The 20924-nt window shown below is 68.7% G+C and carries 20 protein-coding genes and 2 pseudogenes; 15 read left to right on the top strand and 7 right to left on the bottom strand.

Features of this window, described 5'->3' with window-relative positions; genetic code table 11:
* Positions 1-15 precede the first annotated feature (15 nt).
* On the top strand, positions 16-1428 hold the full coding sequence (locus tag OHT21_RS18815) for a family 2B encapsulin nanocompartment shell protein (protein WP_328769496.1): 1413 nt from the start codon (positions 16-18) through the stop codon (positions 1426-1428).
* Between the two features lie 724 nt (positions 1429-2152).
* Here the strand turns inward: OHT21_RS18815 and OHT21_RS18810 are convergent.
* Positions 2153-3013: a helix-turn-helix domain-containing protein gene (locus tag OHT21_RS18810; RefSeq protein WP_328769495.1), complete on the bottom strand. Its 861-nt coding sequence runs from the start codon at positions 3011-3013 to the stop codon at positions 2153-2155.
* A gap of 76 nt (positions 3014-3089) precedes the next feature.
* On the opposite strand from OHT21_RS18810, the gene OHT21_RS18805 reads away from it, so the two are divergent.
* The 6 genes from OHT21_RS18805 to OHT21_RS18780 all read left to right on the top strand — a co-directional run bounded on the left by OHT21_RS18805 (position 3090) and on the right by OHT21_RS18780 (position 9210).
* Positions 3090-4910 carry an ABC transporter ATP-binding protein gene (locus tag OHT21_RS18805; protein ID WP_443050391.1) on the top strand — a complete coding sequence of 607 codons (1821 nt, stop codon included), beginning with the start codon at positions 3090-3092 and terminating at the stop codon, positions 4908-4910.
* Entirely contained in the window at positions 4907-6622 is a 1716-nt protein-coding gene (locus OHT21_RS18800) for an ABC transporter ATP-binding protein (protein ID WP_328769494.1), read from the top strand. The genes OHT21_RS18805 and OHT21_RS18800 overlap by 4 nt, the downstream gene beginning before the upstream one ends.
* Before the next feature lie 246 nt (positions 6623-6868).
* A complete protein-coding gene (locus OHT21_RS18795; RefSeq protein WP_079130912.1) occupies positions 6869-7162 on the top strand; it encodes an AbrB/MazE/SpoVT family DNA-binding domain-containing protein in 294 nt (97 codons plus the stop codon).
* 38 nt (positions 7163-7200) lie between these two features.
* Positions 7201-7503 (top strand): hypothetical protein, encoded by a 303-nt coding sequence (locus tag OHT21_RS18790; protein WP_328769493.1) that lies wholly within the window; start codon positions 7201-7203, stop codon positions 7501-7503.
* A gap of 199 nt (positions 7504-7702) precedes the next feature.
* The gene (locus OHT21_RS18785) at positions 7703-8611 is read left to right on the top strand and encodes an MMPL family transporter (RefSeq protein WP_328769492.1); all 909 of its coding nucleotides are present in this window, start codon (positions 7703-7705) and stop codon (positions 8609-8611) included.
* Positions 8506-9210 carry a TSUP family transporter gene (locus tag OHT21_RS18780; RefSeq protein ID WP_328774141.1) on the top strand — a complete coding sequence of 235 codons (705 nt, stop codon included), beginning with the start codon at positions 8506-8508 and terminating at the stop codon, positions 9208-9210. Before OHT21_RS18785 ends, OHT21_RS18780 begins: the two co-directional genes overlap by 106 nt.
* Here the strand turns inward: OHT21_RS18780 and OHT21_RS18775 are convergent.
* Positions 9176-9868: a TetR/AcrR family transcriptional regulator gene (locus OHT21_RS18775; protein WP_328769491.1), complete on the bottom strand. Its 693-nt coding sequence runs from the start codon at positions 9866-9868 to the stop codon at positions 9176-9178. The two genes, OHT21_RS18780 and OHT21_RS18775, sit on opposite strands and share 35 nt — an antisense overlap.
* A gap of 149 nt (positions 9869-10017) precedes the next feature.
* On the opposite strand from OHT21_RS18775, the gene OHT21_RS18770 reads away from it, so the two are divergent.
* The 5 genes and pseudogenes from OHT21_RS18770 to OHT21_RS18750 all read left to right on the top strand — a co-directional run bounded on the left by OHT21_RS18770 (position 10018) and on the right by OHT21_RS18750 (position 12721).
* Positions 10018-10689 carry an SDR family NAD(P)-dependent oxidoreductase gene (locus OHT21_RS18770; RefSeq protein WP_328769490.1) on the top strand — a complete coding sequence of 224 codons (672 nt, stop codon included), beginning with the start codon at positions 10018-10020 and terminating at the stop codon, positions 10687-10689.
* Between the two features lie 41 nt (positions 10690-10730).
* On the top strand, positions 10731-11189 hold the full coding sequence (locus OHT21_RS18765) for a nitroreductase/quinone reductase family protein (protein ID WP_328769489.1): 459 nt from the start codon (positions 10731-10733) through the stop codon (positions 11187-11189).
* A gap of 49 nt (positions 11190-11238) precedes the next feature.
* Positions 11239-11409: pseudogene (locus tag OHT21_RS18760) on the top strand (NAD(P)H dehydrogenase); the annotation flags it as partial.
* 89 nt (positions 11410-11498) lie between these two features.
* Positions 11499-12248: an SDR family NAD(P)-dependent oxidoreductase gene (locus OHT21_RS18755; protein WP_328769488.1), complete on the top strand. Its 750-nt coding sequence runs from the start codon at positions 11499-11501 to the stop codon at positions 12246-12248.
* 341 nt (positions 12249-12589) lie between these two features.
* Positions 12590-12721 carry a hypothetical protein gene (locus OHT21_RS18750; protein ID WP_328769487.1) on the top strand — a complete coding sequence of 44 codons (132 nt, stop codon included), beginning with the start codon at positions 12590-12592 and terminating at the stop codon, positions 12719-12721.
* Positions 12722-13714: 993 nt separating this feature from the next.
* Here the strand turns inward: OHT21_RS18750 and OHT21_RS18745 are convergent.
* The 5 genes and pseudogenes from OHT21_RS18745 to OHT21_RS18725 all read right to left on the bottom strand — a co-directional run.
* Positions 13715-14266: pseudogene (locus OHT21_RS18745) on the bottom strand (IS5 family transposase); the annotation flags it as partial.
* A 72-nt stretch (positions 14267-14338) separates the two neighbouring features.
* The gene (locus OHT21_RS18740) at positions 14339-15379 is read right to left on the bottom strand and encodes a tyrosine-type recombinase/integrase (RefSeq protein ID WP_328774140.1); all 1041 of its coding nucleotides are present in this window, start codon (positions 15377-15379) and stop codon (positions 14339-14341) included.
* A 90-nt stretch (positions 15380-15469) separates the two neighbouring features.
* Entirely contained in the window at positions 15470-16045 is a 576-nt protein-coding gene (locus OHT21_RS18735; protein ID WP_328769486.1) for a hypothetical protein, read from the bottom strand.
* A gap of 297 nt (positions 16046-16342) precedes the next feature.
* The gene (locus OHT21_RS18730) at positions 16343-16474 is read right to left on the bottom strand and encodes a transposase (protein ID WP_328769485.1); all 132 of its coding nucleotides are present in this window, start codon (positions 16472-16474) and stop codon (positions 16343-16345) included.
* Positions 16475-16839: 365 nt separating this feature from the next.
* A complete protein-coding gene (locus tag OHT21_RS18725) occupies positions 16840-17838 on the bottom strand; it encodes a helix-turn-helix domain-containing protein (protein ID WP_328769484.1) in 999 nt (332 codons plus the stop codon).
* A gap of 169 nt (positions 17839-18007) precedes the next feature.
* Between OHT21_RS18725 and OHT21_RS18720 the strand changes: the two genes are divergently transcribed.
* The 3 genes from OHT21_RS18720 to OHT21_RS18710 all read left to right on the top strand — a co-directional run bounded on the left by OHT21_RS18720 (position 18008) and on the right by OHT21_RS18710 (position 20922).
* Positions 18008-18373 carry a hypothetical protein gene (locus OHT21_RS18720; protein WP_328769483.1) on the top strand — a complete coding sequence of 122 codons (366 nt, stop codon included), beginning with the start codon at positions 18008-18010 and terminating at the stop codon, positions 18371-18373.
* A gap of 321 nt (positions 18374-18694) precedes the next feature.
* Positions 18695-19702 (top strand): phosphoribosylaminoimidazolesuccinocarboxamide synthase, encoded by a 1008-nt coding sequence (locus tag OHT21_RS18715; protein WP_328769482.1) that lies wholly within the window; start codon positions 18695-18697, stop codon positions 19700-19702.
* Complete coding sequence (locus tag OHT21_RS18710) at positions 19699-20922, top strand: MFS transporter (protein WP_328769481.1); 1224 nt, start codon at positions 19699-19701, stop codon at positions 20920-20922. The genes OHT21_RS18715 and OHT21_RS18710 overlap by 4 nt, the downstream gene beginning before the upstream one ends.
* The last annotated feature ends 2 nt before the right edge of the window (positions 20923-20924 follow it).

The following is a 20924-nucleotide window of genomic DNA, read 5'->3' as shown; positions in this document are numbered from 1 at the left end:
GCTTGGGGGAAATACATGTCGGTCGAGGCGGGTAGCGAGAACCGCACGGAGCAGGACCGGAGCCAGCAGAGCCTGGCGACGTCGGCCGCGCGGAACCTGGCCACCACCACCAAGTCCGTCCCGCAGATGCAGGAGATCACCTCCAGGTGGCTGCTGCGGATGCTGCCCTGGGTCCAGGTGGAAGGTGGCACCTACCGGGTGAACCGCCGGCTGAACTATGCGGTCGGGGACGGGCGCGTGACCTTCGTGAAGACGGGGGACCAGGTGGAGGTGATCCCGGCCGAGCTGGGGGAGCTTCCGACGCTGCGGGACTACGGCGACCTCGAGGTGCTCGGCGAACTGGCGCGGCGCTGCCGGCAACAGGAATACGAGCCCGGGGACGTCCTCGCCTCCTTCGGCGGCCAGGCGGACACGGTGTTCCTGCTGGCGCACGGCAAGGTCGAGAAAGTGGGCTCCGGGCCCTACGGAGATGACGCCGTGCTCGGTGTACTGGCCGACGGCGCCTACTTCGGCGACCAATGCCTCACCGCCTCCGACGGCATCTGGGAATTCACGGCACGTGCCCTGACCCATTGCACCGTTCTCGCACTCACCCGGCAGGATGTCCTGACACTGGCGGACCGTTCCGCATCGCTCCAAGCCCACCTGGAGCAGGTGCGGTCCGTTCCCGAGCAGCGCACCAACAAATACGGTGAGGCCGCGATCGACCTGTCGGCCGGACACGTCGGAGAGGCCCTGCTGCCGCACACCTTCGTGGACTACGAACCGGCCCCGCGCGAGTACGAACTGAGCGTCGCGCAGACGGTGCTGCGGATCCACAGCAGGGTCGCCGACCTCTACAACCAGCCGATGAACCAGACGGAGCAGCAGTTGCGGCTCACCGTCGAGGCACTCAAGGAACGCCAGGAGCACGAACTCGTCAACAACCGCGAGTTCGGCCTGCTCCACAACTGTGAGTACGACCAGCGGCTGCAGCCACACGCCGGTGTGCCCAGCCCCGACGACATGGACGAACTGCTCAGCAGGCGCCGCGGATCCAAGCTCTTCCTCGCCCACCCCAGGGCGATCGCCGCGTTCGGACGGGAGTGCAGCAAGCGGGGTCTGTACCCGGACACGGTGGAGGTGCACGGCCACCACGTGCCCGCCTGGCGCGGTGTGCCGATCTTCCCCTGCAACAAGATCCCGATCTCCGACGCCCGTACGACATCGATCATCTGCATGCGTACGGGCGAGTCGGAAGCGGGCGTCATCGGGCTCAGGCAGAGCGGCATCCCGGACGAGATCGAACCGAGCCTGTCCGTTCGCTTCATGGGCATCAGCGAGCAGGCGATCATCTCGTACCTGGTCACGGCCTACTATTCGGCGGCAGTCCTGGTGCCGGACGCCCTGGGCGTCCTGGAGAACGTCGAAATCGGCCACTGGCGCTGACACAAGTACGAGAGCCAAGACCTGGAGCTGGGCCGGACGGTCCTTGGACGATCGCGGGCCGTCCAAGGACTGTCCGGCCGTCCGGCACCCCCAGCGGGTCTTTCGACGCCGGCTATGGCCACGCGCGGCCATTCACCCGCGGGGACGCGCTGGGCGATCGCCTCCGGGGGAGCGAGTTCGCGAGGTGGGGCTGCCTCCATCTTGGTGGTCCGAGGGGACCCACCTCTGTGTCCGGGCAGGCTTGGACGGCTGCCTCGCACTGGCCGCACAGGGCTTCGGCCCCGCTGTCGGTGATGACGAGCGTTGCTCACAGCGACTCGTTACCGCACCCGCAGACCAGAGCAGCCCGTTGATGAAGGTCGTGACCGGCTGCCAGGCGAGCAGCCCTTCTGGCACCGGCAGTTGCTTGGCGAAGGCGGTGACGGCCTGGCGGTCGGAGGTGGCCAGGACGGCCGCGTAGTACTTGAGCGTGATGGCGCCTCCGCCGCCGTGGCCGTAGCCGGGTGGTCCTTCGTGCGCGAGCCCAGATCGCACCGTCCCACGAAGCCGCCGTTCAGCCGGAGTCGCCCGCGTCGGCGGCGCGAGCGGGCTGTCGGCGCCGGTGACGGGACCGTACATCCGTACTCCGCGCGGGAACTCGTCCACCTCGGGTATCTCCGCCGCTTGGCGGCGGTGGCCGGTGCGGCCCGTCGAGACGGGCGGCCGGGGCATGGCCCCATGGGCCCTAGAGGCGTGGCACGTGGTCCACCCACGCCATGTCGGCCGTCGCGACGAGCGACTGGCCGGACAGGGTTGCGGGGGTCACACCGGTGAACGCCACGACGTCCCGGTGCAGATGGGACTGGTCGGCGTAGCCGCAGTCGGCCGCGACCCTGGCCGCCGCCTGGCCCCCGGCCAGGCGGGTGGCGGCCCAGTCGTAGCGGACGAGCTTCGCGGCGCGCTTGGGCGGCAGGCCGAGCTGCGCGTGGAAGCGGGACCACAGGCGCTTGCGGCTCCAGCCCAGCTCGTCGGCCAGCCCTTCGACCCGCACCTGGCCGTGCCCGGCGACGATACGGTCCCAGGCCCAGGCCAGCTCCGGCTCGATGGCGGGCCCCGCGGCGGACAGCCGGGCGAGGAACGCTTCGACGAGCGCGAAGCGTTCCTCCCACGAGGCGGCCTGGGCCAGCTGCTCGCGCAGCCGGGCCGCCCGCCGCTCTCCCCACAGGTCGTCCAGGGCCACCACGGAGCTCTCCAGCTCAGCAGGGTCCACGCCAAGCACGGCGCGCGCGATGGCGGGGGACAGGCGCACCTGCACCCACTCGACGTTCGCGGCCCGCACCCGCGCCGCACCGCCGGCGCCGAATCCGAGCCCGGTGACAAGGCTGCCGCGGTGCTGCCGCCCCGTCGACTTGTCGATGCCGAGCACCGCCTCGCCGCATGCCAGCGCCAGCGTCAGCACGGGGTGCGGGTCGAGCCGGTGGTCGACCGGAGCCGGGCCGCGGTCGCGGAACCCCGCCAGGACGACGCCGGGTACGCGGCCGGGCCGGGCCGGGCGCGTGACCTGCCACACGGGGGCAACGACGCGTCGGCGCACGGCAGTTGACATGTGTCCATGCTACGGGCCCGCCCGAACGGAACATTTCTTCAATCCAGCGGGCCGCGGTCGCGGCGAAGGTGAGCGCATGACTTCCACCGGAACCACCGCACCGCCACCACCGGGTGTGGCCCGTCTGTTGCGCCCGTACGCGGGCGGCTTCGCATTCGTCGTCGTCCTGCAGGTCATCGGCGCTGTCGCCGGCCTGGCGCCGCTCCTCGCGGTCGTCGAACTCGGCCGTACGCTGCTGGCGCCGGGGCCGGCCGACGACGGGCACGTGCGCGACGTCGTGATCGCGGGCGCGGCAGGGCTGCTCGTACGGCTGCTGTTCATGGCCGCCTCGTCCGGCGTCGGACACCTCCTCGACACCCGGGTGCAGCTGTCGCTGCGCCGGCAACTCGCCGCGCGGCTCGGGCGGGTGCCGATCGGCCGGCTGGCGCGGCGGCGGACCGGGGAGCTGGCGAAGCTGGTGGGTGAGGACGTCAGCGCCGTGCACCCGCTCATCGCCCACACGCCGGGCGAGCTGGTCTCCGCCTTCGTGGTGCCGCTGGTCTCGCTCGGCTACCTCTTCACCGTGGACTGGCGGCTGACGCTGATCACGCTGATCCCTGTGCTGCTGGCGGTCGCGCTGGTGCCGCTGATGATGACCCCTACGCGGCTGCGCGAGCAGAAGGAGTTCGACGCCGCGATGGGGCGGATCTCGGCGTCGGTGGTCGAGTTCGTACAGGGCATCGCGGTGGTGAAGGCGTTCGGCGGGTCGGAGCGGGCGCACAGCGCGTTCCGTACCGCGGTGGGCGACTTCACCCGGAGCTTCTACCGGATGGTGCGCGGTCTTTCCGGGGTCGCCGCCGGGATGCAGGTGGCGCTGTCGCCGCCGTTCGTGCTGCTGGCGGTGCTGGTCGGCGGCGCGTACCGGATCACCGGGGGCGGGCTCGCCCCGGCGGACCTGCTGCCCTTCCTGCTCCTCGGCCTCGGGCTGACCGCGCCCGTGGCCGCGCTCGGGCACGGCTTCGACGACCTCCAGGCCGCGCGACGCGCCGTCGGCCGCATCCGGGACGTACTCGCCGAGCCGTCGCTGCCCGAGCCCGTACGGCCGGTGGCGCCCGAGGGGCACCGGGTGGAGCTGCGGGACGTCCGTTTTGGGTACGAGGGTGCCGAGGCCGGGCGCGAGGTGCTGCGCGGGATCGACCTTGTGCTGGAGCCGGGGACGATCACCGCCGTGGTCGGGCCGTCCGGCAGCGGCAAGTCCACGCTGGTGCAGCTGCTGCCGCGGTTCTACGACCCGACGCACGGCTCCGTGCTCCTCGGCGGCGTCGACCTGCGTGAGGTGGGCAGCCAGGAGCTGTACCGGCGGGTGTCCTTCGTCTTCCAGGACGTCCGGCTGCTGCGCGCCTCGGTCGCGGACAACATCGCCCTCGCCGTCCCGCACGCCGACCGCGACGCCGTTGTCCGCGCCGCCCGCCGGGCGAGCATCCACGACCGCGTCCTCGAACTGCCCCGCGGCTACGACTCGGTGATCGGCGAGGACGCCCGCCTCTCCGGCGGCGAGGCGCAGCGCGTCTCCATCGCCCGCGCCCTGCTCGCAGACGCCCCCGTCCTGGTCCTCGACGAGGCCACCGCCTTCGCCGACCCGCAGACCGAGCAGGCGGTGCGCGAGGCGCTGGCGCAGACCCGGGAGGAGCGGACGACGCTGGTCATCGCCCACCGCTTGGAGACGATCGCCGACGCCGACACCGTCGTGATGCTGCGCGACGGCGAGATCGTGGAGCGGGGCACGACCGCGGAACTCCTCGCGCGGGGCGGCGCATTCGCCGAATTCTGGAAGATCCACGCCGGTGCCATGGAAGCCGATGCCACGGAAGCCCGTGCCATGGAAGCCGATGCCATGGAAGGGGAAGAGGCCCGATGATCAGCACACTGCTGCATGTGCTCGGCCACGAGTACGCCGGGCCGGTGCGCCGCACCATTGCCCTGATGACGGCGACCGCCCTCGCCGAGGGACTGTCGTACGCCCTGCTGGTGCCCGTGCTGCGCGCGCTCTTCGGCAGCACACCCGAGGACGCCCGGCCCTGGCTGGCCGCCTTCGGCGCGGCGGTCGCGGTCTACGCGGTGCTGCGGTACGTCAGCGACCGCTCCGGTTTCCGCGTGGGCACGACGATGCTGCACGGCATGTACGAGCGCCTCGGCGAACACCTCGCCAGGTTGCCCATCGGCTGGTATCAACCCGGCCGCACCGGCGAGGTGTCCGTCCTCGCCAGCCAGGGGGTGTTGCAGGCGATGGGCGTGATCGCGCACCTGCTGGCGCCGTTCATCTCCGCCTGTGTGACGCCGCTGACGATCGTCGTCGTGATGCTCGCCTTCAACTGGCAGCTGGGGCTTGCCGGCCTGGCCGCTGTGCCGTTGGTGGCCGCGGTCCAGCTGCGTACGGCCCGCGCGACGACGGCGACCGACGCGGAGCGCGTGGAACGCGAGCGCGCGGCCACCGGCCGCGTCATCGAGTACCTCCAGGCCCAGCCGGTGCTGCGCGCCGGCGGCCGCACCGGCGAGCGATTCGGTTTGCTGGACGACTCCCTGAAGGAACTGCGCCGCGCCTCGCGTCGCTCCACCCTTTCGGCGCTGCCAGGTGTGCTGGGTCTTGCGGTCACCGTGCAGGCGGTGTTCACCGCGCTGCTCGCACTCGGCGCGTACCTCGCCCTCGGCGGGGACATCGGCGCGGCCGAGGTGCTCGCGGTCCTGGTGCTCGCCGCCCGCTGCGCCGACCCGCTGCTGTCCCTCGCCGAGATGAGTGGCGGCATCCGAGCCGCCCGCGCCGAACTCACCCGCCTCGACGACGTCCTCAGCACCGAGCCGCTGCCGGAGCCTCGCGTGCCGCGCGAACCGGCTGGTCACGACGTCGTGTTCGACGCGGTCACCTTCCGGCACGGCGACCGCGCGGTCGCCGACGGAGTGACGCTGTCCGTACCCGAGGGCCGGCGGCTCGCCGTCGTCGGGCCGTCAGGCGCGGGCAAGACGACGCTGTTGCAGCTGCTCGCCCGCTTCTACGACGTCGACGCGGGCGCGGTGCGGATCGGCGGCGTGGACGTACGGGAGATGGACACCGCGGCGCTGATGGCGCGGATCGCCATCGTCTTCCAGGACGTCTACCTCTTCGACGGCACGATCGAGGAGAACGTGCGCCTCGGCCGCCCGGACGCCACCGACGCCGAGGTACGGGCCGCGGCCGCCGCGGCCCGTCTCGACGAGGTGATCGAGCTGCTGCCCGGCGGCTGGTCGGCGGACGTGGGCGAGGGCGGGGCGCTGCTGTCGGGCGGCGAGCGGCAGCGCGTCTCCATCGCCCGCGCGCTGCTGAAGGACGCGCCGATCGTGCTGCTCGACGAGATCACTTCGGCCCTGGACCCGGTGAACGAGGCGGCCGTGCACGCCGGCATCGAGCAGCTGATGGCGGGCCGGACCGTGGTGCTGGTGGCGCACCGCATGGGGACCGTGCGCCGGGCCGACCGCGTCGCCTTCCTGGACGCCGGGCGGGTGGTCGAACAGGGCAGCCACGAGGAGTTGCTGCGCCGCGCCGACCGGTACGCCGCGTACTGGGACCTGTCCCTGCCCGGGGCGGCGCGGGACTGAGACGGCCGTGCAGAGCCCTGGTGGATCTGGCGTAGCGCGTGGTCGTGGACGGACTTGGGCTTGGGGCGCACCACCCGCAGCTCGGCGACGGCACCCACACCGCGTACGCACGCGGGCCGCTCCAGGTCTACTATCGGCGATGGTAGACTGTGAGAAAGTTGGAGAGTTGGAGAGTCGCAATTTGGGGAAATCCTGGGTAGTCTGAGTAGCGAAGGAGACATGGAAGGTGAGAGTGGGAGGTCATCCATGGCTGCGGCTACGTTCCAGGCCAGCGTGCGCGACAAGGGGCAGCTGACGCTACCCGCAGGCGTACGCGAGGCGCTGGGGGTCTCCCCAGGCGACGAGCTTGAGTTCGAGATCAACGACGCCGGCGTCGTCGAGGTTCACGGACTGAGGAAGATCCGCACCGATCAGGCTTGGTTCTGGACGGAGCGGTGGCAGGCGGGTGAGCGCGAGGCCAGCGAGGACATCGCGGCTGGGCGCACGACCCGCCACGAGGACGTGGACGGCATGTTCGCGCACCTCGACAAGGAGAGCTGACTTCGACCCGCCTGGAGGCCCTATTGCCGACTTTCGCAATGACTGCCCGCTTCGACCGCGACTTCAAGAAGCTCCTTCCGCGGGAGCGAGAGCGGTTCGAGGACACCGTCCGGAACAAGTTCGTACCGGATGTTGCGACTGGGCAGTTTCGGCCCGGCCTCCGGGTCAAGCCGGTCCAGGGAGTCAGACTCCCTGACGGCGAACGTCCCATCATGGAAATGACCTGGGCGCCTGACGGGCGCGCCACCTGGCAGTACGGAGACGAACTCCGCGAGGGTGAGCCGCACGTCATCTGGCGCCGGGTCGGCGGACACGAGATCTTCGATCCCGGTCCAGCCTGAGGAACTGAGAGCGGCCCACCTGATACACGTGGTGGGCTGCTCTCGTGTCCCTCGCCGGGGTTCGTGCGCGCAGCCGGTCCAGCGGTCCGGTCCGCAAGACGTTCTCCGTCGCGGTCACCGGACACTCCACCCTCAGTGGGCTCACAGCCCCGCTGACCGCTGAACTCGCCCGCCACGGCCTGCTGTTGAAGCTGCACGAGTGGCGGAGAGACTCTCCAACGGCAAGGCAGACTACGACGATCCCGGCGGCAGCAACGTCGCGGCCCGCGAGATCATCGAGCGCGCCACGGGCATCGACCCCCAGCAGGGCCATGTCCTGTTGGTGCGCACCGACGAACCGGTCGAGGCGACCACCACCCCGCCGAAGGCGGTCGCCGCCGCCGCGGCGCTCCTGCGATCCCGTCCCGAGGTCGAGCAGGTGGTCGACTACACCTCTCCCGGGGGCACCGCGCTGATCTCCAGGGATGGGCGCAGCACCGTGGTCGTGGGCGCCGTGGGGTCCCTGACGGACCAGCGGAGCGTACGGGCCGAGGAGGAGCTCCAGCAGGCCATCGACGACGATCCGGCCCTGCGTGGCCGCGCCTTGCTCGGCGGCGCCACTGCCGGTCACGTCCAGGTCGCCGAGGTCTCGGACACCGACCTGGCACAGGCCGAACTCCTCGCCACCCCGGTCATCCTGGTGGTGCTCTTCCTGGTCTTCCGCGGGCTGGTGGCCGCCTTGATCCCGCTGCTGGGCGGGATCGTCTCCCTGCTGCTCACCATGGCGGGCCTGCGGGTCGCCACGGAGTTCATGGACGTCTCCACCGGCGCGATGAGCCTGGCCTTCGCCCTGGGCCTCGGCCTGTCCATCGACTTCGGCCTGCTGATCGTCTCCCGCTACCGCGAGGAACTGGCCGACCGGGGCCCCGGCGCGGAAGCAGTGCTGCGGACCGTCGCCACCGCGGGCCGCACCGTGCTGTTCAGCGCGCTCACGGTGGCCGCGGCGCTCGCCGCACCACCGGCCTGGTCGGCGCGGGCGGCGGCTTCCTCGTCGTCCCCGCCCTGGCCCTGCTGGGCGGCCTGCCCATGCCGGTGGCCGTGGGCACCTCACTGCTGGTCATCGCCATGAAGTCCGCTGCGGGCTTCGCCGGCTACCTCTCGAGCGTCCAGATCGACTGGAGCCTGACCCTGGCCGTCACCGGGTTCGCTGTCGTCGGCAGCCTGGCCGGAGCCCGGCTGGCCGGACGCGTCCCCGCCCACGCCCTCTCCCGGCTCTTCGCCTGGTTCGTGCTGGCCATGGGCACCTTCGTCCTGATCCAGCAGGCCCCCGCCCACGTAGCGGTCCCGGTCCTGGCGGCCATCGCCTCGCTGGGCGCCGGTGCGGGCGTCTGCTACGGCTTCGTCGCCCGCTGCCCGCTGCCCGCTGCCCGCTGCCCGCTGCCCGCTGCCCGCTGCCCGCTGCCCGCTGCGCCGCGCCGTGCACCGCACCTGACACTCTCCGGCCCGGGCAGCGGTGTGTCGGCGGAATGCCCCACCCCATTCCGGCGTTATGTACCCCAGGGGGTATCACCACACATCCGCCCAGGCGCCGAAGCGCGCGCCGGACGCCCCGCCGCCGGGCCGACCCGGACCGCTGGGCCGGCTCGGGCAGGGGGTCCCCGCGGCGCGTTGAGACAACGACGCGTCCCGACGGTCAGGCGCCGCAGGCCCCGTTTCCGCCGAGGCTGATCATGGCGCGGTACAGCTGCTCCTCGGTGAGCGGCGGCGCCGGCAGCGGGTGGGCGCGGTCGGTTCGGAAGCCGTCGAGCAGGAGGTAGAGGTGGCGGCGCCAGGCGTCCGGGGCGATGGCATGGGTGGCCTCGGTGACGCGGCTGTGCGACCAGATGACGAAGGCAAGGTCCTCGGGGGTGAGGTCGGGGCGCAGGCTGCCCTGCTCCTGCGCACGCTCGACGATGTGTACACCGAGTTCGCGGATGCGGGTCTGGGCGCCGGCCAGGCAGGCGCTCTCCGGCAACCGCATGGAGGCCAGGTCGTTGAACCCCCGGTCCTGTGACTGGAGTTCGCACATCGTCTCCAGGAAGTGGCACAGCCCCGCCCAGGCGTCATCCATGGTGACGGCCTTCTCGGCGGCCTCCCGCCAGACGGCCAGCTTCTCGGCGAAGGTCGCCTGCACCAGGTCCAGCCGGGTGGGGAAGTGCCGGTACAGCGTGCCGATGGCCACCCCGGCCCGCTTGGCCACCTGCTCCAGGGGTGCCTCCAAGCCCTGCTCGGCGAAGCAGGAGCGGGCCGCGGTGAGCAGGGCGTCGCGATTGCGCTGCGCGTCGCGCCGCAGGGGGCGGGCAGGGGCCGGGTTCCCGGCGGAGGCGGACGGAGGGTCGATGGCCATGTCCCTCAGCCTACCAACCGGAGGGGTGCCTCATATTCTCTGCTACGATCCAAGAACATGAGGCTGCCCTCGACTTTCAGTCCTGACTGCTGTCGGGGCGGGAGGTGCGCCTCATCCGTCCAGCCCGTCCGACCACAGGAGCACCACCCATGCCCGTCATCGCCGTCATCGGGGCAGGCCCCGGCCTGGGCCTGTCCATCGCCCGCCGCTTCGGAAGGGAGGGTTTCCAGGTCGCCCTGGTCTCCCGCACCCAGGAGAAGCTCGACGCGCTCGCCGCGCGGCTCGCCGAGGAGGGCATCGAGGCCGCGGGCTTCGCCGCGGACGTGACGCGTCCCGACTCGCTGCAGTCGGCGCTCGCCGCGGTCGCCGACCGGTTCGGGGCCGTCGACGTACTGGAGTACTCGCCCGCCGACCCCGCTTTCGCCGGCGCTGCCGCCGTCGACGCCACGGCGCAGGATCTCCACAAGCAGCTCGACTACTACCTGTACGGAGCGGTTGCCGCGGTCCGTCAGGTGCTGCCCGCCATGCTCGAACGCGGCAGTGGCACCCTGCTGTTCTCCACGGGCGCCTCCTCGGTCCGGCCGATGGGCGGCGCGTTCGGCAGCATCGGCGTCGCGGCGGCAGCCCTGCGCAACTACGCCATGGTTCTGGGCATCGACCTTGCCGAACACGGGGTCCACGCCGCACACGTGGCGATCGGGGTGTTCATCGGCAGCGGTCCCGGCACCGAGCCCGAGACCATCGCCGAGCACTACTGGGACGCCTACACCAAACGCGACCAGGCCGAGATCGTCCACACCGCCCCCGGCGGCACCTGGTGAGCACCTCCGGCACACCCGCGGCGAACCCGACCAGGCCACCCATGGTGAAGATCTTCCGAGCCGCCAACAAGGTCGTACGGCCGCTGCTCGCCTCCCGCTTCCACAAGCCACTGAGCGGGCGCCTGATGCTGCTCACCTACAAGGGGCACAGGACGGGCCGCGAATTCACGGTCCCCATCGGCTACTTCGACTGGGACCCCGGCACGGTGCTCGCCATGTCCTCCCAGCTCAGCTGGATCCCCAGCATGCGCCAAGGGCCCGCCGTCCGGCTGCGCATCCGCGGCCAGGACCACAGCGCCGTCCCGACAGTCGTCGAGGACGCCGAGGAAGTCGCCGCCCTGCTGGCTGAGTTCGGCCGGCGCAAAGGCCCGAAGGCCGCCAAGGGGCTGATGCTCGGCCTCCCGGGCGACCGGCAGCCCACCGACGACGAGCTGCGCACGGCCGCCGCGAAGACCCGCTTCGCCTGCTTCCGGATGGAGCCCGAGCGGCCCGGCCGGTAGCACTTGCGAAGCGCCGGTTGCACATCGCCCGGCCCGGGGAAAGCCCTCCGGCTTCACCGACCCCGTCAAGTTCACCGACGGCAATCCCTACGGAACCTCGCACGTGACCGGTGCCCAGGGAGAGATCCCCGGCGACAGCACGGCCCGCGTCTCTGGCGCCTACCAGGGCAAGCGGATCGCCAACGTCGCCAGGACCCTCAAGGCCGGCCGCGCGGCGTGACGCTCACCCGGGCGGGGGCCGGAAAAGAAGTCCCGGGCACCGTGCCACGAGGCGCGGGACCGGAAGTTCGCAACAAAGGAGTTTCTGACATGTCAGTTCCCCAGACACACACGGACCGAGTGGCCGTTGTCACCGGCGCCGGACGCGGCATCGGCCAGGCCATCGCCGTCGACCTCGCCGCACGCGGCGCGACCGTCGTCGCGGTCGACCTCAACAGCCCCGAGGAAACCGTCGCCTTGCTCGCCGACAAAGGACACCCGGTGCTGGGTCTCACAGGCGACGTGTCCAATCCCGACCAGACCGCGGCCGTGGGCAAGGAGGTCGCCGACCGGTTCGGGCGGGCGGACATCCTGGTCAACAACGCCGGCATTTCCCCCTTCCTCGACATCGAGGAGCTGGACTACGACACTTGGCGGCGCGTCATCGCGGTCAACCTCGACTCGCAGTTCCTCATGGTCAAGGCCCTGCTGCCGACCATGAAGAAGAGCGGCTGGGGCCGCATCGTCAACCTGACCTCCAACTCAATCGTCACCAACGCGCCCGGCATGTCCCACTACATGGCGAGCAAGATGGGCAACATCGGCTTCAGCCGCGGACTGGCCAACGACCTCGCCCCGTTCGGCATCACCGTCAACGCGGTCGGCCCGACCCTGACCATCACACCCGGCGTCCTGAATGCCCACCCGCAGGAAGCCCTCACGGCGGCCGCACAGTCCCAGGCCATCAAGCGCAACGGGCTGCCGGAAGACTTGACCGGCACCATTGCCTTCCTCACCAGCGACGACGCTGCCTTCGTGACTGGCCAGACCATCATGGCCGACGGCGGCTACGCCCGCTGATCCACGTTGAGCGGCCGTAGGCGCGCTGGTCGCAAGCGCTACCCCGACCGATCCGGGTGGCGTTCTGCGCGGACCCGCCCGCTTGCGGTCGCGCCCTGCCTCACCCGGTCATGGGGTGATGTTCTGGCGCGGGCCGACCGTACGGCACGACAGCAGTGGTGCGGTGAACGGCATGTACGACACGGCGCGAATGCCGGGCTCTGAGGGTCCTGGGAATGACTTCTGGGAGGCGCGTCATGGCGCGAGTCCCTGCGTTGACCGCAAACGAGCAGCGCATGGCACGGGCCGACGGATGTTCCGGGCGCTGGCACTGAATCGTGCTGGCGGCCGGGTTCCTGGGCGTGCGCTCGACCCTGTTCGCCGCGCGAGCGGGAGTGCCGGAGTTGTTGCGCCACGCGCGAGACGGCGATGTGTCCGTTGTGCAGGTTGTCAGCCCGGACGTCGGCGAGGTACGGGTCTTCCGGCTCTACTGAGCGGATGCCGGCCACCGGCGATGGGGTGGCCTGCGGGGGTGACGACCGTCGTCAACGGGGCCTGACATCAGTTGTCGGTTAGATGTCACAATGGGTGCTGATTCTTGCGGGTGCTGGCGACGCCAAGGGCCCGATATGCCGCAGCGATGTCGCTTAGCTACTTCCCGACCGCCGGTGGTGTACCTCGCCGTTGATGATCAGGATCCTGTGGGCCGACCACGCATCGTGGCAACTGTCGCACACTGTTTTGATCCAGCCTGTCGAGGCGTCACTCCGTCGCCGACGACGCCCAGGCCCTCCACAGAACTCGCAAGTCGTCTCGGACTGCGCTTCGGCTTCAGCGAGAAGGGACCGCATCGCAGGGCGCGCGGCAGTGGAGGCAGCGGTGACGTGGATACGGACCCCGCCGAGCTTCTCCTTCAAGTCATCGATCCGGTAGCCCGGGTCAACGGCGAGGAGTTGTTCGTGTAGGCGCAGGAGCAACGGATGCCAGCCCGGGCCGACCGAGTGCAGCCGATCTGGCAGCTGCCGAGCCGGCAGCCCACTTCCGATCTCGGGACCTTGCATGACCCATCTTGCTTGCTTTCGCACCGGTCGCGATCTCCAGCGCGTCGTGGAACTCGTCGCTGCTTAGCCGGCCGGACGTCGCTGAGGTTGCTTAGCCCAAGTTACGGAAGGGGCGGCCCCATCATTCCGACCTCATCAGCATCCGCCGAAACGGCGACTGGCCACTGATACGGCGATTATGGGCAGACAGCTGCCGTACGCCGTGCGTATGGCAGCTAGAACTCGGTCAACGTCGTCTCTTGAGGGCCTCCTTCCACGCGGCCGTTATGAGTGTGGCGCCCAACGTCGCACGCCTCAGCGGGCAGTTGTGCCCTGCCTCGTGGGTAGTACGCGAACGACACCATCAGAGCCGGCAGATTGCCGCAACTGGCGATTCTCCACTTCGACGACGTGAACGGCCCGGGCTAGGTCCTGTCTGGAGTTTGATCACGAATGCGGTGCGATGCTGCGGAGCCAGAGCATCGCACCGCACAGGTGGAGCCCGGCCTCGTAGCTCTGCGGGGTCTTGTCGAAGCGGGTCGCTATGCCGCGCCAGTTCCGCAGGCGGTTGATGCACCGCTCCACGGTGTTGCGTTCGGTGTACAAGTCCGCGTCGTGGCTGACGGGGCGGCCGCCGCGCGGGCCGCGGTTCTTGCGGTTGGCGGCCTGGTCCACCTTCTCCGGGATCACCCTGCGGATCCCTCGTCCTCGCAGGTAGCGGCGGTTGCGGCGGGAGGAGTACGCCTTGTCGGCGGCCACCGCGTCCGGCCGGGTCTTCGGGCGTCCGACCGGCCCGCGCACCTTGATCCGCTCCAGGACCGGGACGAACTGCGGGCTGTCGCCGGCCTGTCCGGGCGCGAGGACGAACGCCAGCGGGCGGCAGCGCCGGTCGGCCGCCAGATGGATTTTGCTGGTCAACCCGCCCCGGGAACGCCCTAGTTCAGCAGCCTTCAAGCGGGCGCGGTGCCGTCGGCGGGTCTGGCGCCGTTCAGCGCGGCCGTCGGCGTCGGATTGTCCCTCTCGCGGCTCTTGTTCCTTCAGAGCGCCCCCTTTTCGGGGGCCCGGGACCTGTCATAGCCGACTGCCGTCGGAACTTGCTCTGGTCGACGACATGCCCTGGCAGCATTGGGCGTTGGAGGCCTCCTCGTGGACCTCGCGGACGACGGCCCGACGGCCGCGACTGACCTCGATCAGGCCGTCCTTCTTCAGTTGGGTGAAGGCGCGGTGCGCGGTACCGACCGAGACGCCGTGGGCCTGGGCGATGTCGCCGACCGTGGGGACGTCCTCGCCGGGCAGCATCGTGCCGTCCTTGATGGCACCCGCGAGCTCTTGGGCGATCGCCTCCCAGGGAGCGAGCTCGCGGGGCGGGGCAGCATCGACCTTGATGGTCCTGCCGATGGGGCCCACGGCCGCGTCCGGGCGGGTTTGGACGGCTGCCTCGCACTGCCCGCACAAGGCCTCAGCACCATCCTCGGTGACCACCAGCATCGCCCACAGCGACTCGTTCCCGCACTCGCAGACCAGGCGCAGCCCGTTGATGAAGGTCGTGACCGGCTGCTCGGCCAGCAGCTCTTCTGGCACCGGCAGCTGCTTGGCGAAGGCGGTGACGGCCTGGCGGTCCGAGGTGGCCAGGAAGGCCGCGTAGTACTTCAGCGTGGTCGCACCTCCGCCGCCGTGGCCGACGCGGCCGGCGACGGTTCGTACGTCGGTACCGGCTCCCAGGAGCTCCGTCACGTTGTACGCGCGCAGGTCCTTCAGACGGTGGGTGTGGATCTTCAGGTTCTTCGCAAGGCGGCGGTATCGCTGGCTGACGCTCGACGGCACGAGCGGGGCGGAGCTGTCGGCTTCGCCGGAGAACACGAAGGCAACGCGGGCGAGTTCACCGCCGAGCGCCCTGCAGCGTTCTTCAGCACGGGCTCGGTGGGCGACCAGAACGGAACGTGTGATCACGTCGATGGCCTGCTTGCGGCGCTGATGGGTCTTGGTGTCCTTGATCCGGCGGCCGTTGATGGAGTGCTTTACGAAGAGTTCGAGGCGGTCGAGGTTGATGTCCGACCAGCGCAGGGCGCACATCTCGCCGCGGCGCGAGCCGGTCACCATCGTCATGAACAGAAACGCGCCCCAGTCCAGATCCTGCTGCCAGGCCGTGTTGAGAGCGAGAGCCGCTTCCTCGGGGGTGGGAGGGTCCGGGTTCGGTTGTGGCTAAGAGGGAGGCTCGGCGAGGGCTGCGACATTGCTTGTCACGTAGCCCCAGCGCAGGCCGCGGTTGAGTGCGGGCCGCAGGATGAAGTGAATCTTGCGGACGGTGTTCGCGGCGAGCGGCTCGCAGACGTGCTTCTGCTTCGTCTGCGGGTCGGTCTTGCCATTGCGGCGGCCCTCGCACTGTTCCTGACAGTGCCGGAGGCGGGCGTAGAAGAGCTCTAGCATCTCGGCCGTGAGCTTGCCGGCCTTGAGGTCGCCGAATGTCGGCTTGAGGTAGTTGCGGATGATGCCCTCGGCCCGCGCGTACGACGTGTCGACGTCTAGCTCGGCGACGCTGAGCCAGCGGTCGAGGAGGAATCCCATGGTGACCTGGGTCTTGGGATGCCGTTGCTCATCGACCTGATTGAGGAGCCGGGTGCGGATCTTCTCGGCCTCGGGCCAGGTCTCAGCCTGTTCGGTGAGGCGGATTTCCTTCTTGGTGAGCGGGTCATGCCCTGCGTAGACCCGGACCTGGAAGCCGTCCCCGTGGGGCCGGATGCTGCCGCGCTGACGGCGCTTGGATGTCGTGTTCGCCATGACAACGGAACCTATTCGTGGCCAATGCCGTGGCCACAAAGATCAGCGCGCCTACCTCTGTGAGGTAAACGCGCTGGTCAGACCCTGTGCCCCCGGCAGGATTCGAACCTGCGACACCCGCTTTAGGAGGGCAACAGGATCTGTAGCCCATGGCTCCTACCTGCTTCTTTCGTCTTCAGGATGACACCTGGGGTGCCTGGGAGTGCAGGTTTTGTCTGTGGTTCACGGCTAGAAGCACGGCTTGCACACGCGCGGAGGCGCCCCAGCTGCGCGCCTATGAGGAGCTGGCGTAGGCCTTCAGTCCGCGAAGCGGGTGCGGTCGTCCCCGATCTCAGTCAGGATTCGGGCGGCGAGCTGGATGCCGAGCCCGGGGAAGGTCAGCAGGATCTCGGCGTCCGGGTGCTGAGGGAACGCTTCTTCCACCGCCATCGCGAGGGCGCCGGCGGCTGCCGAGCGCGCACTCGACGAGCGGCGGCTGGTGGGCCCACTCTCGGCGCGGAAGATGTCACGGAGGCGGGTGGGCCTCCGTCTCGATGCCGAGCCTGCGACCGGCCCGCCTGAGCGCGGCCTGGAGCTGTGCGTGGGTCAGCCGCGCGGTATGGGTGGCGTGTCGGGTCGATCTTGAGGAGTTCGCGGGCCTCGGGGCGACCTGCGGCCATCCAAGCTGCGAGGACGACCTTGCGGACGTTGCCCTACAGCAGCGATCGAGTCGGGTCTCCCAAACGGAAGTCTTGACTGAGCCAGCATCCGACGTCGTCGAGGCCCGCTGCCGACCGAGCGAGGCCACGGACGCGCTACTCCTCTCCTGTGAGCCACTCTCGTGCAACGGCCCGAGCGCCGGCTTGAAACCGGCTGCGAGCCTGGAGTGTCTCCATGAGGTCAGCGGCGATCCGGCGTGCCGTGCGGGACGACACGCCAAGCCGCTTCGCTATCGCCTCATCGGTAAAGCCCTGCCCCAGAAGGCGAAGCGCTTCCGACTCCTGGCTTGTCAAACCCTGCTCGTCCCGCTGAGTGGCGGATACTCCGAGGGGCCTGCCGTTTTCCCAGACAGATTCGAAGAAGGCGCTAAGTGCGACCAGCGCACCGCTGCCTGTGAGGATCATGGCACCGGCCGCACTGTTGTCGCCGTCCGTGGGCAGGACGGCGAACTTGCGGTCCAGGACCATCAGGCGAATGGGCAGAGACGGCACCGTGCGCACTTGGCCGCCGAGTTCAGTAAGCCACTTCGCGTACTTCAACGTCGACGGACTGTTGCGGACACTGTCCAGGTACACCGTCCGCATGGTCACGCCCCGTCTGAGCAATTCGGCATCCTGCGGCTTGGCCGCTTCCATACTCGCGGCGCTCTGGCCGCCGCCAGGGGCCAGAGTCATGACCTCACTCTGCACCTCACGGCACAGCACGTTGATCCGATCGCGGATCTCGTCGATCCCGTCGAGCTGCTCGACGTCGGAGGGGTGCTTTCGGGGGCGGGACGCCGCGAAGTCCGCCATCAGCTTCGTGACTGCGAGTCGGGTCTGTTCGACCCGCTGCTGCTCGGCGGCCAGCCGTTCCTCCTGGCGGGCGATCAGAACCTTCATGCTGACCGCGGGATCCACAGCCCGGAAGCATTGCGGATCATCCTGGGCTTGGCGTACCAGGGCGAGCTCGCTGAGGCGGTCGAGCGCCGCCCTCAGTGAGGCTTCGGAGATGTCAAGGTGCTGTCGGAGGTCGGATAAGTCGGCCTGAGGTCGGCCGAGCATCGCTCGGTAAACGTTCTCAGCGGTTTCGTCCAGCCCCAAGGTCTCCAACACAACAGATCCCTCCCCTCAGGGACACATGCTTAGAGCATGATTCAACACCAGGAGGTTGTAAACAGCACTAACTGAATCTCTCCTCGGGGATGACCGATTCCGTCCCTCGCATAAAGCGTCCAGGTATGCGCCTTGTCGCCCCTTGTGTCGGTCTCGGAGGGTGGGTGGGATGTATCTCATCCACGTCCGCATCAACACATCGCATGACTTTGTCCCTCCTGAGCGGCTGAACCAGCTGTTGCTCGCCCATGCCGCACCCGAGGGCGCAGTCGACCATGTCAGTGTGCACACCAATCAGCCGGGGATCGTCACCCTCGGTCTGTTCATTGCGGCAGAGTCCCTACTGAGTGCCGAGAGGATTGCCCTCGAAGCGGTGACGCTTGCCGTGAGTACGGAGCCGGCCTTGAACGAGTGCCGCATCACCAGTCATTCCGGCGCCTTGGTCGGCGTGTTCTTCGACCGGGAGGTAGGGGCGGGCGACGGAGACGATGGACGGACTATGCATCTGCCTGATCAGGCCAGCGACGAGTGCTGACAACCGGCAGTCGCGACGACGAAGCTGAATTCGTCGGCAAGGACCGGACTCAGTCCGCCTTCCGATTCCTGCCCGTTTCCTTCTGGTCCTGAATGGGGGCCCACCATGTCTCGAACCTGCAAGAGCATTGTGAAGATCACTCTCGTTCTCGGTCTCGCTGCGCCCGTTTTAGCGGCCACGGTTGACGGCGCGGACGATCGGTTCTTCGCCTCACCCATCGCTTCGGTGGCCATCAAAGCGGCTTCGGATCCGGATACCACAGGCTGGGATTGACGGTCCACGAAAGAAGCCGATTTTCGCGATCCGTAGAGGTGACAGAGTATGGAGAAGCATCAGTCCCGGTCGGGGGCACCGGCGATGGCTGAAATCCCGTTTCCCGACGCCTGGGAAAGTCCTCTTCTGAGCTTGTCGCGGCCGCTGGGCGGCACAGCGGGGAATCAGTTGCGGTATAGCTCGTCGGGAAAGGTCCGCGACATCTACGAGGTAGTGCCCCCGCACGGTCCGCGGATGCAGGGCGAGCTTGCCCTTATAGCCAGCGACCGGATGTCGGCGTTCGACACCGTGCTCAACGACGAGGTTCCGGACAAAGGACTGGTCGTCACGGCACTGACGAAATTCTGGCTGGACAACCTGGACAGTGCCCCGCACCATCTGCTCGCATGGCGGGCATCTGATCTTCCGGACCAGATCTCACATCTCGCCGGTCGGGCGGTCGTCGTGAGAAAACTCAGGATGATTCCCCTTGAATGTGTGGTGCGTGGGCACATCACCGGGTCGGCCTGGGACGAGTACCGCAGCACCGGGCGAGTTGGAGGTGAGGTGATGCCCAAGGGAATGAGGTTCGCCGACCCCTTTCCTGAGCCATTGTTCACGCCCGCACTCAAGCGCAATGAAGGTGACCAGAACCTTTCGGCCGGTGCTGCGGCCGACCTGGTGGGGAACGATGTCTTCGAGACCCTCAAGAAACGCAGTCTCGATCTCTATGATCAGGCCGTCCGTGTCGCCCGGCCTCGGGGCATCGTCATCGCCGACACCAAGTTCGAGTTTGGCTTCGATGAGGTGGGGCGGATCGCCCTCGCCGACGAAGTCCTCACCCCCGACTCGAGTCGATTCTGGCTTGCGGGGTCCTGGAGTCCTGGCGAGGTTCCGTTGTCCTTCGATCGGCGTGCGATCAAGGAGTGGCTGACATCGCAGCGATGGAATCGTTCCCTCCCTGCTCCGCATATTCCCGGCCGGATCATCCAGAGAACAGCCGATCTCTACCGGGAAGTGTACGTGCGTCTCTCGAATCATTCGCTTGAGGACTGGATTGATGCGGCCCGCAGATGAGCCGGCGTTACAGCAGGTTCCTGGTGTGCCAGTCGGCCAGCATGCTGGGCGACCAGATCACGGAGTCGGCCCTGCCCACGATCGCGATCCTGATGCTGAACGCCTCGGCTGTCGAGGCCGGGGCACTCAACGCCGCGGTCAGCCTCGGCTACCCCCTTGCCGGGCTATTCGCAGGGGCCCTCACCGACCGCTTCTCGCGCCGACGTCTGATTGTCTGTGCCGACGTGATCCGACTGTTGAGTGTCATCTCAATACCCATGGCCGCCGCGTTTGATCTGCTCGGACTGGGCCAGATGTACATCGCCGGATTCGTCATCGGCACGGCTGCTGTCTTCTTCGAGATCGCCGTGCAGGCCTATGTCCCAGCGGCTGCGGGCACCCGGAGTCTGCACACGGCTTATTCCGGCCTCGAAGCGAGCCGTTCGGTCTCCCAGGTCGCGGGACCCGCCCTCTCCGGCTTTCTCATCAAGATGTTCGGTGCGCCCTTTGCACTGGTTGCCAACGCCGCGATGTCCGCTGTGTCCGTTCTAGGCCTGCCGAGGGCTCCTGAGACGCATATGAGGGTTCAGTCTCGCCCGAGGATCACGCATGAAATAAGAGCAGGTCTGCTCATGGTGAAGAACGACGCTGTGCTGCTGCCCCTCGCTCTGAAGTCGACGACTTCGAACTTCGGCTTCGCCATCATACTGGCGGTGCTTCCGGTTTTTGTTTATCGCGGGCTGCAGCTCGACCCTATGTGGCTGGGAATCATCCTGACTTCAGGAAGCCTGGGTGCCTGTCTTGGAGCGCTCTTCGCCAGGAAAGTCACCAGGGCGCTCGGGTTGGCGCGGACCATGACCCTGGGCTCGGTAATGCTCGGTGTGCCGTGGCTCTTTGTCCCGCTGTCACTGACAGGCGAGAAGATCCTCATTATGTGTCTCATAGCAGCCATTTCAGCCTTCTTCCTGCCCGTGTGGAATATCAACGCTGCCGTCATTCGCCAGTCCGTCGTCGACGACACCAGCATGGGACGCGTAGTGGCGACAATGAAAACGCTCACCTGGACGGCCCACCCCTTGGGAGCCCTTTTCGGAGCAGCTCTCGCCCAGGGGCTGAGCAACGCTGTCGGCGTCGGTCTGGGGCCCGCGCTGGCTCTTGTGGCGGGTGGGTTGATCCGCAGTTTGGCGACATTGCTTGTCCCCCGCCGAGAAGAAATGCGGGCAAGAAAACTACTAGTGTGAGA

It is taken from the genome of Streptomyces sp. NBC_00286 (assembly GCF_036173125.1).
Taxonomy (GTDB): domain Bacteria; phylum Actinomycetota; class Actinomycetes; order Streptomycetales; family Streptomycetaceae; genus Streptomyces.
The sequence above is the reverse complement of the archived record's forward strand: the minus strand, read 5'-3'. Positions and strand labels throughout refer to the sequence as shown.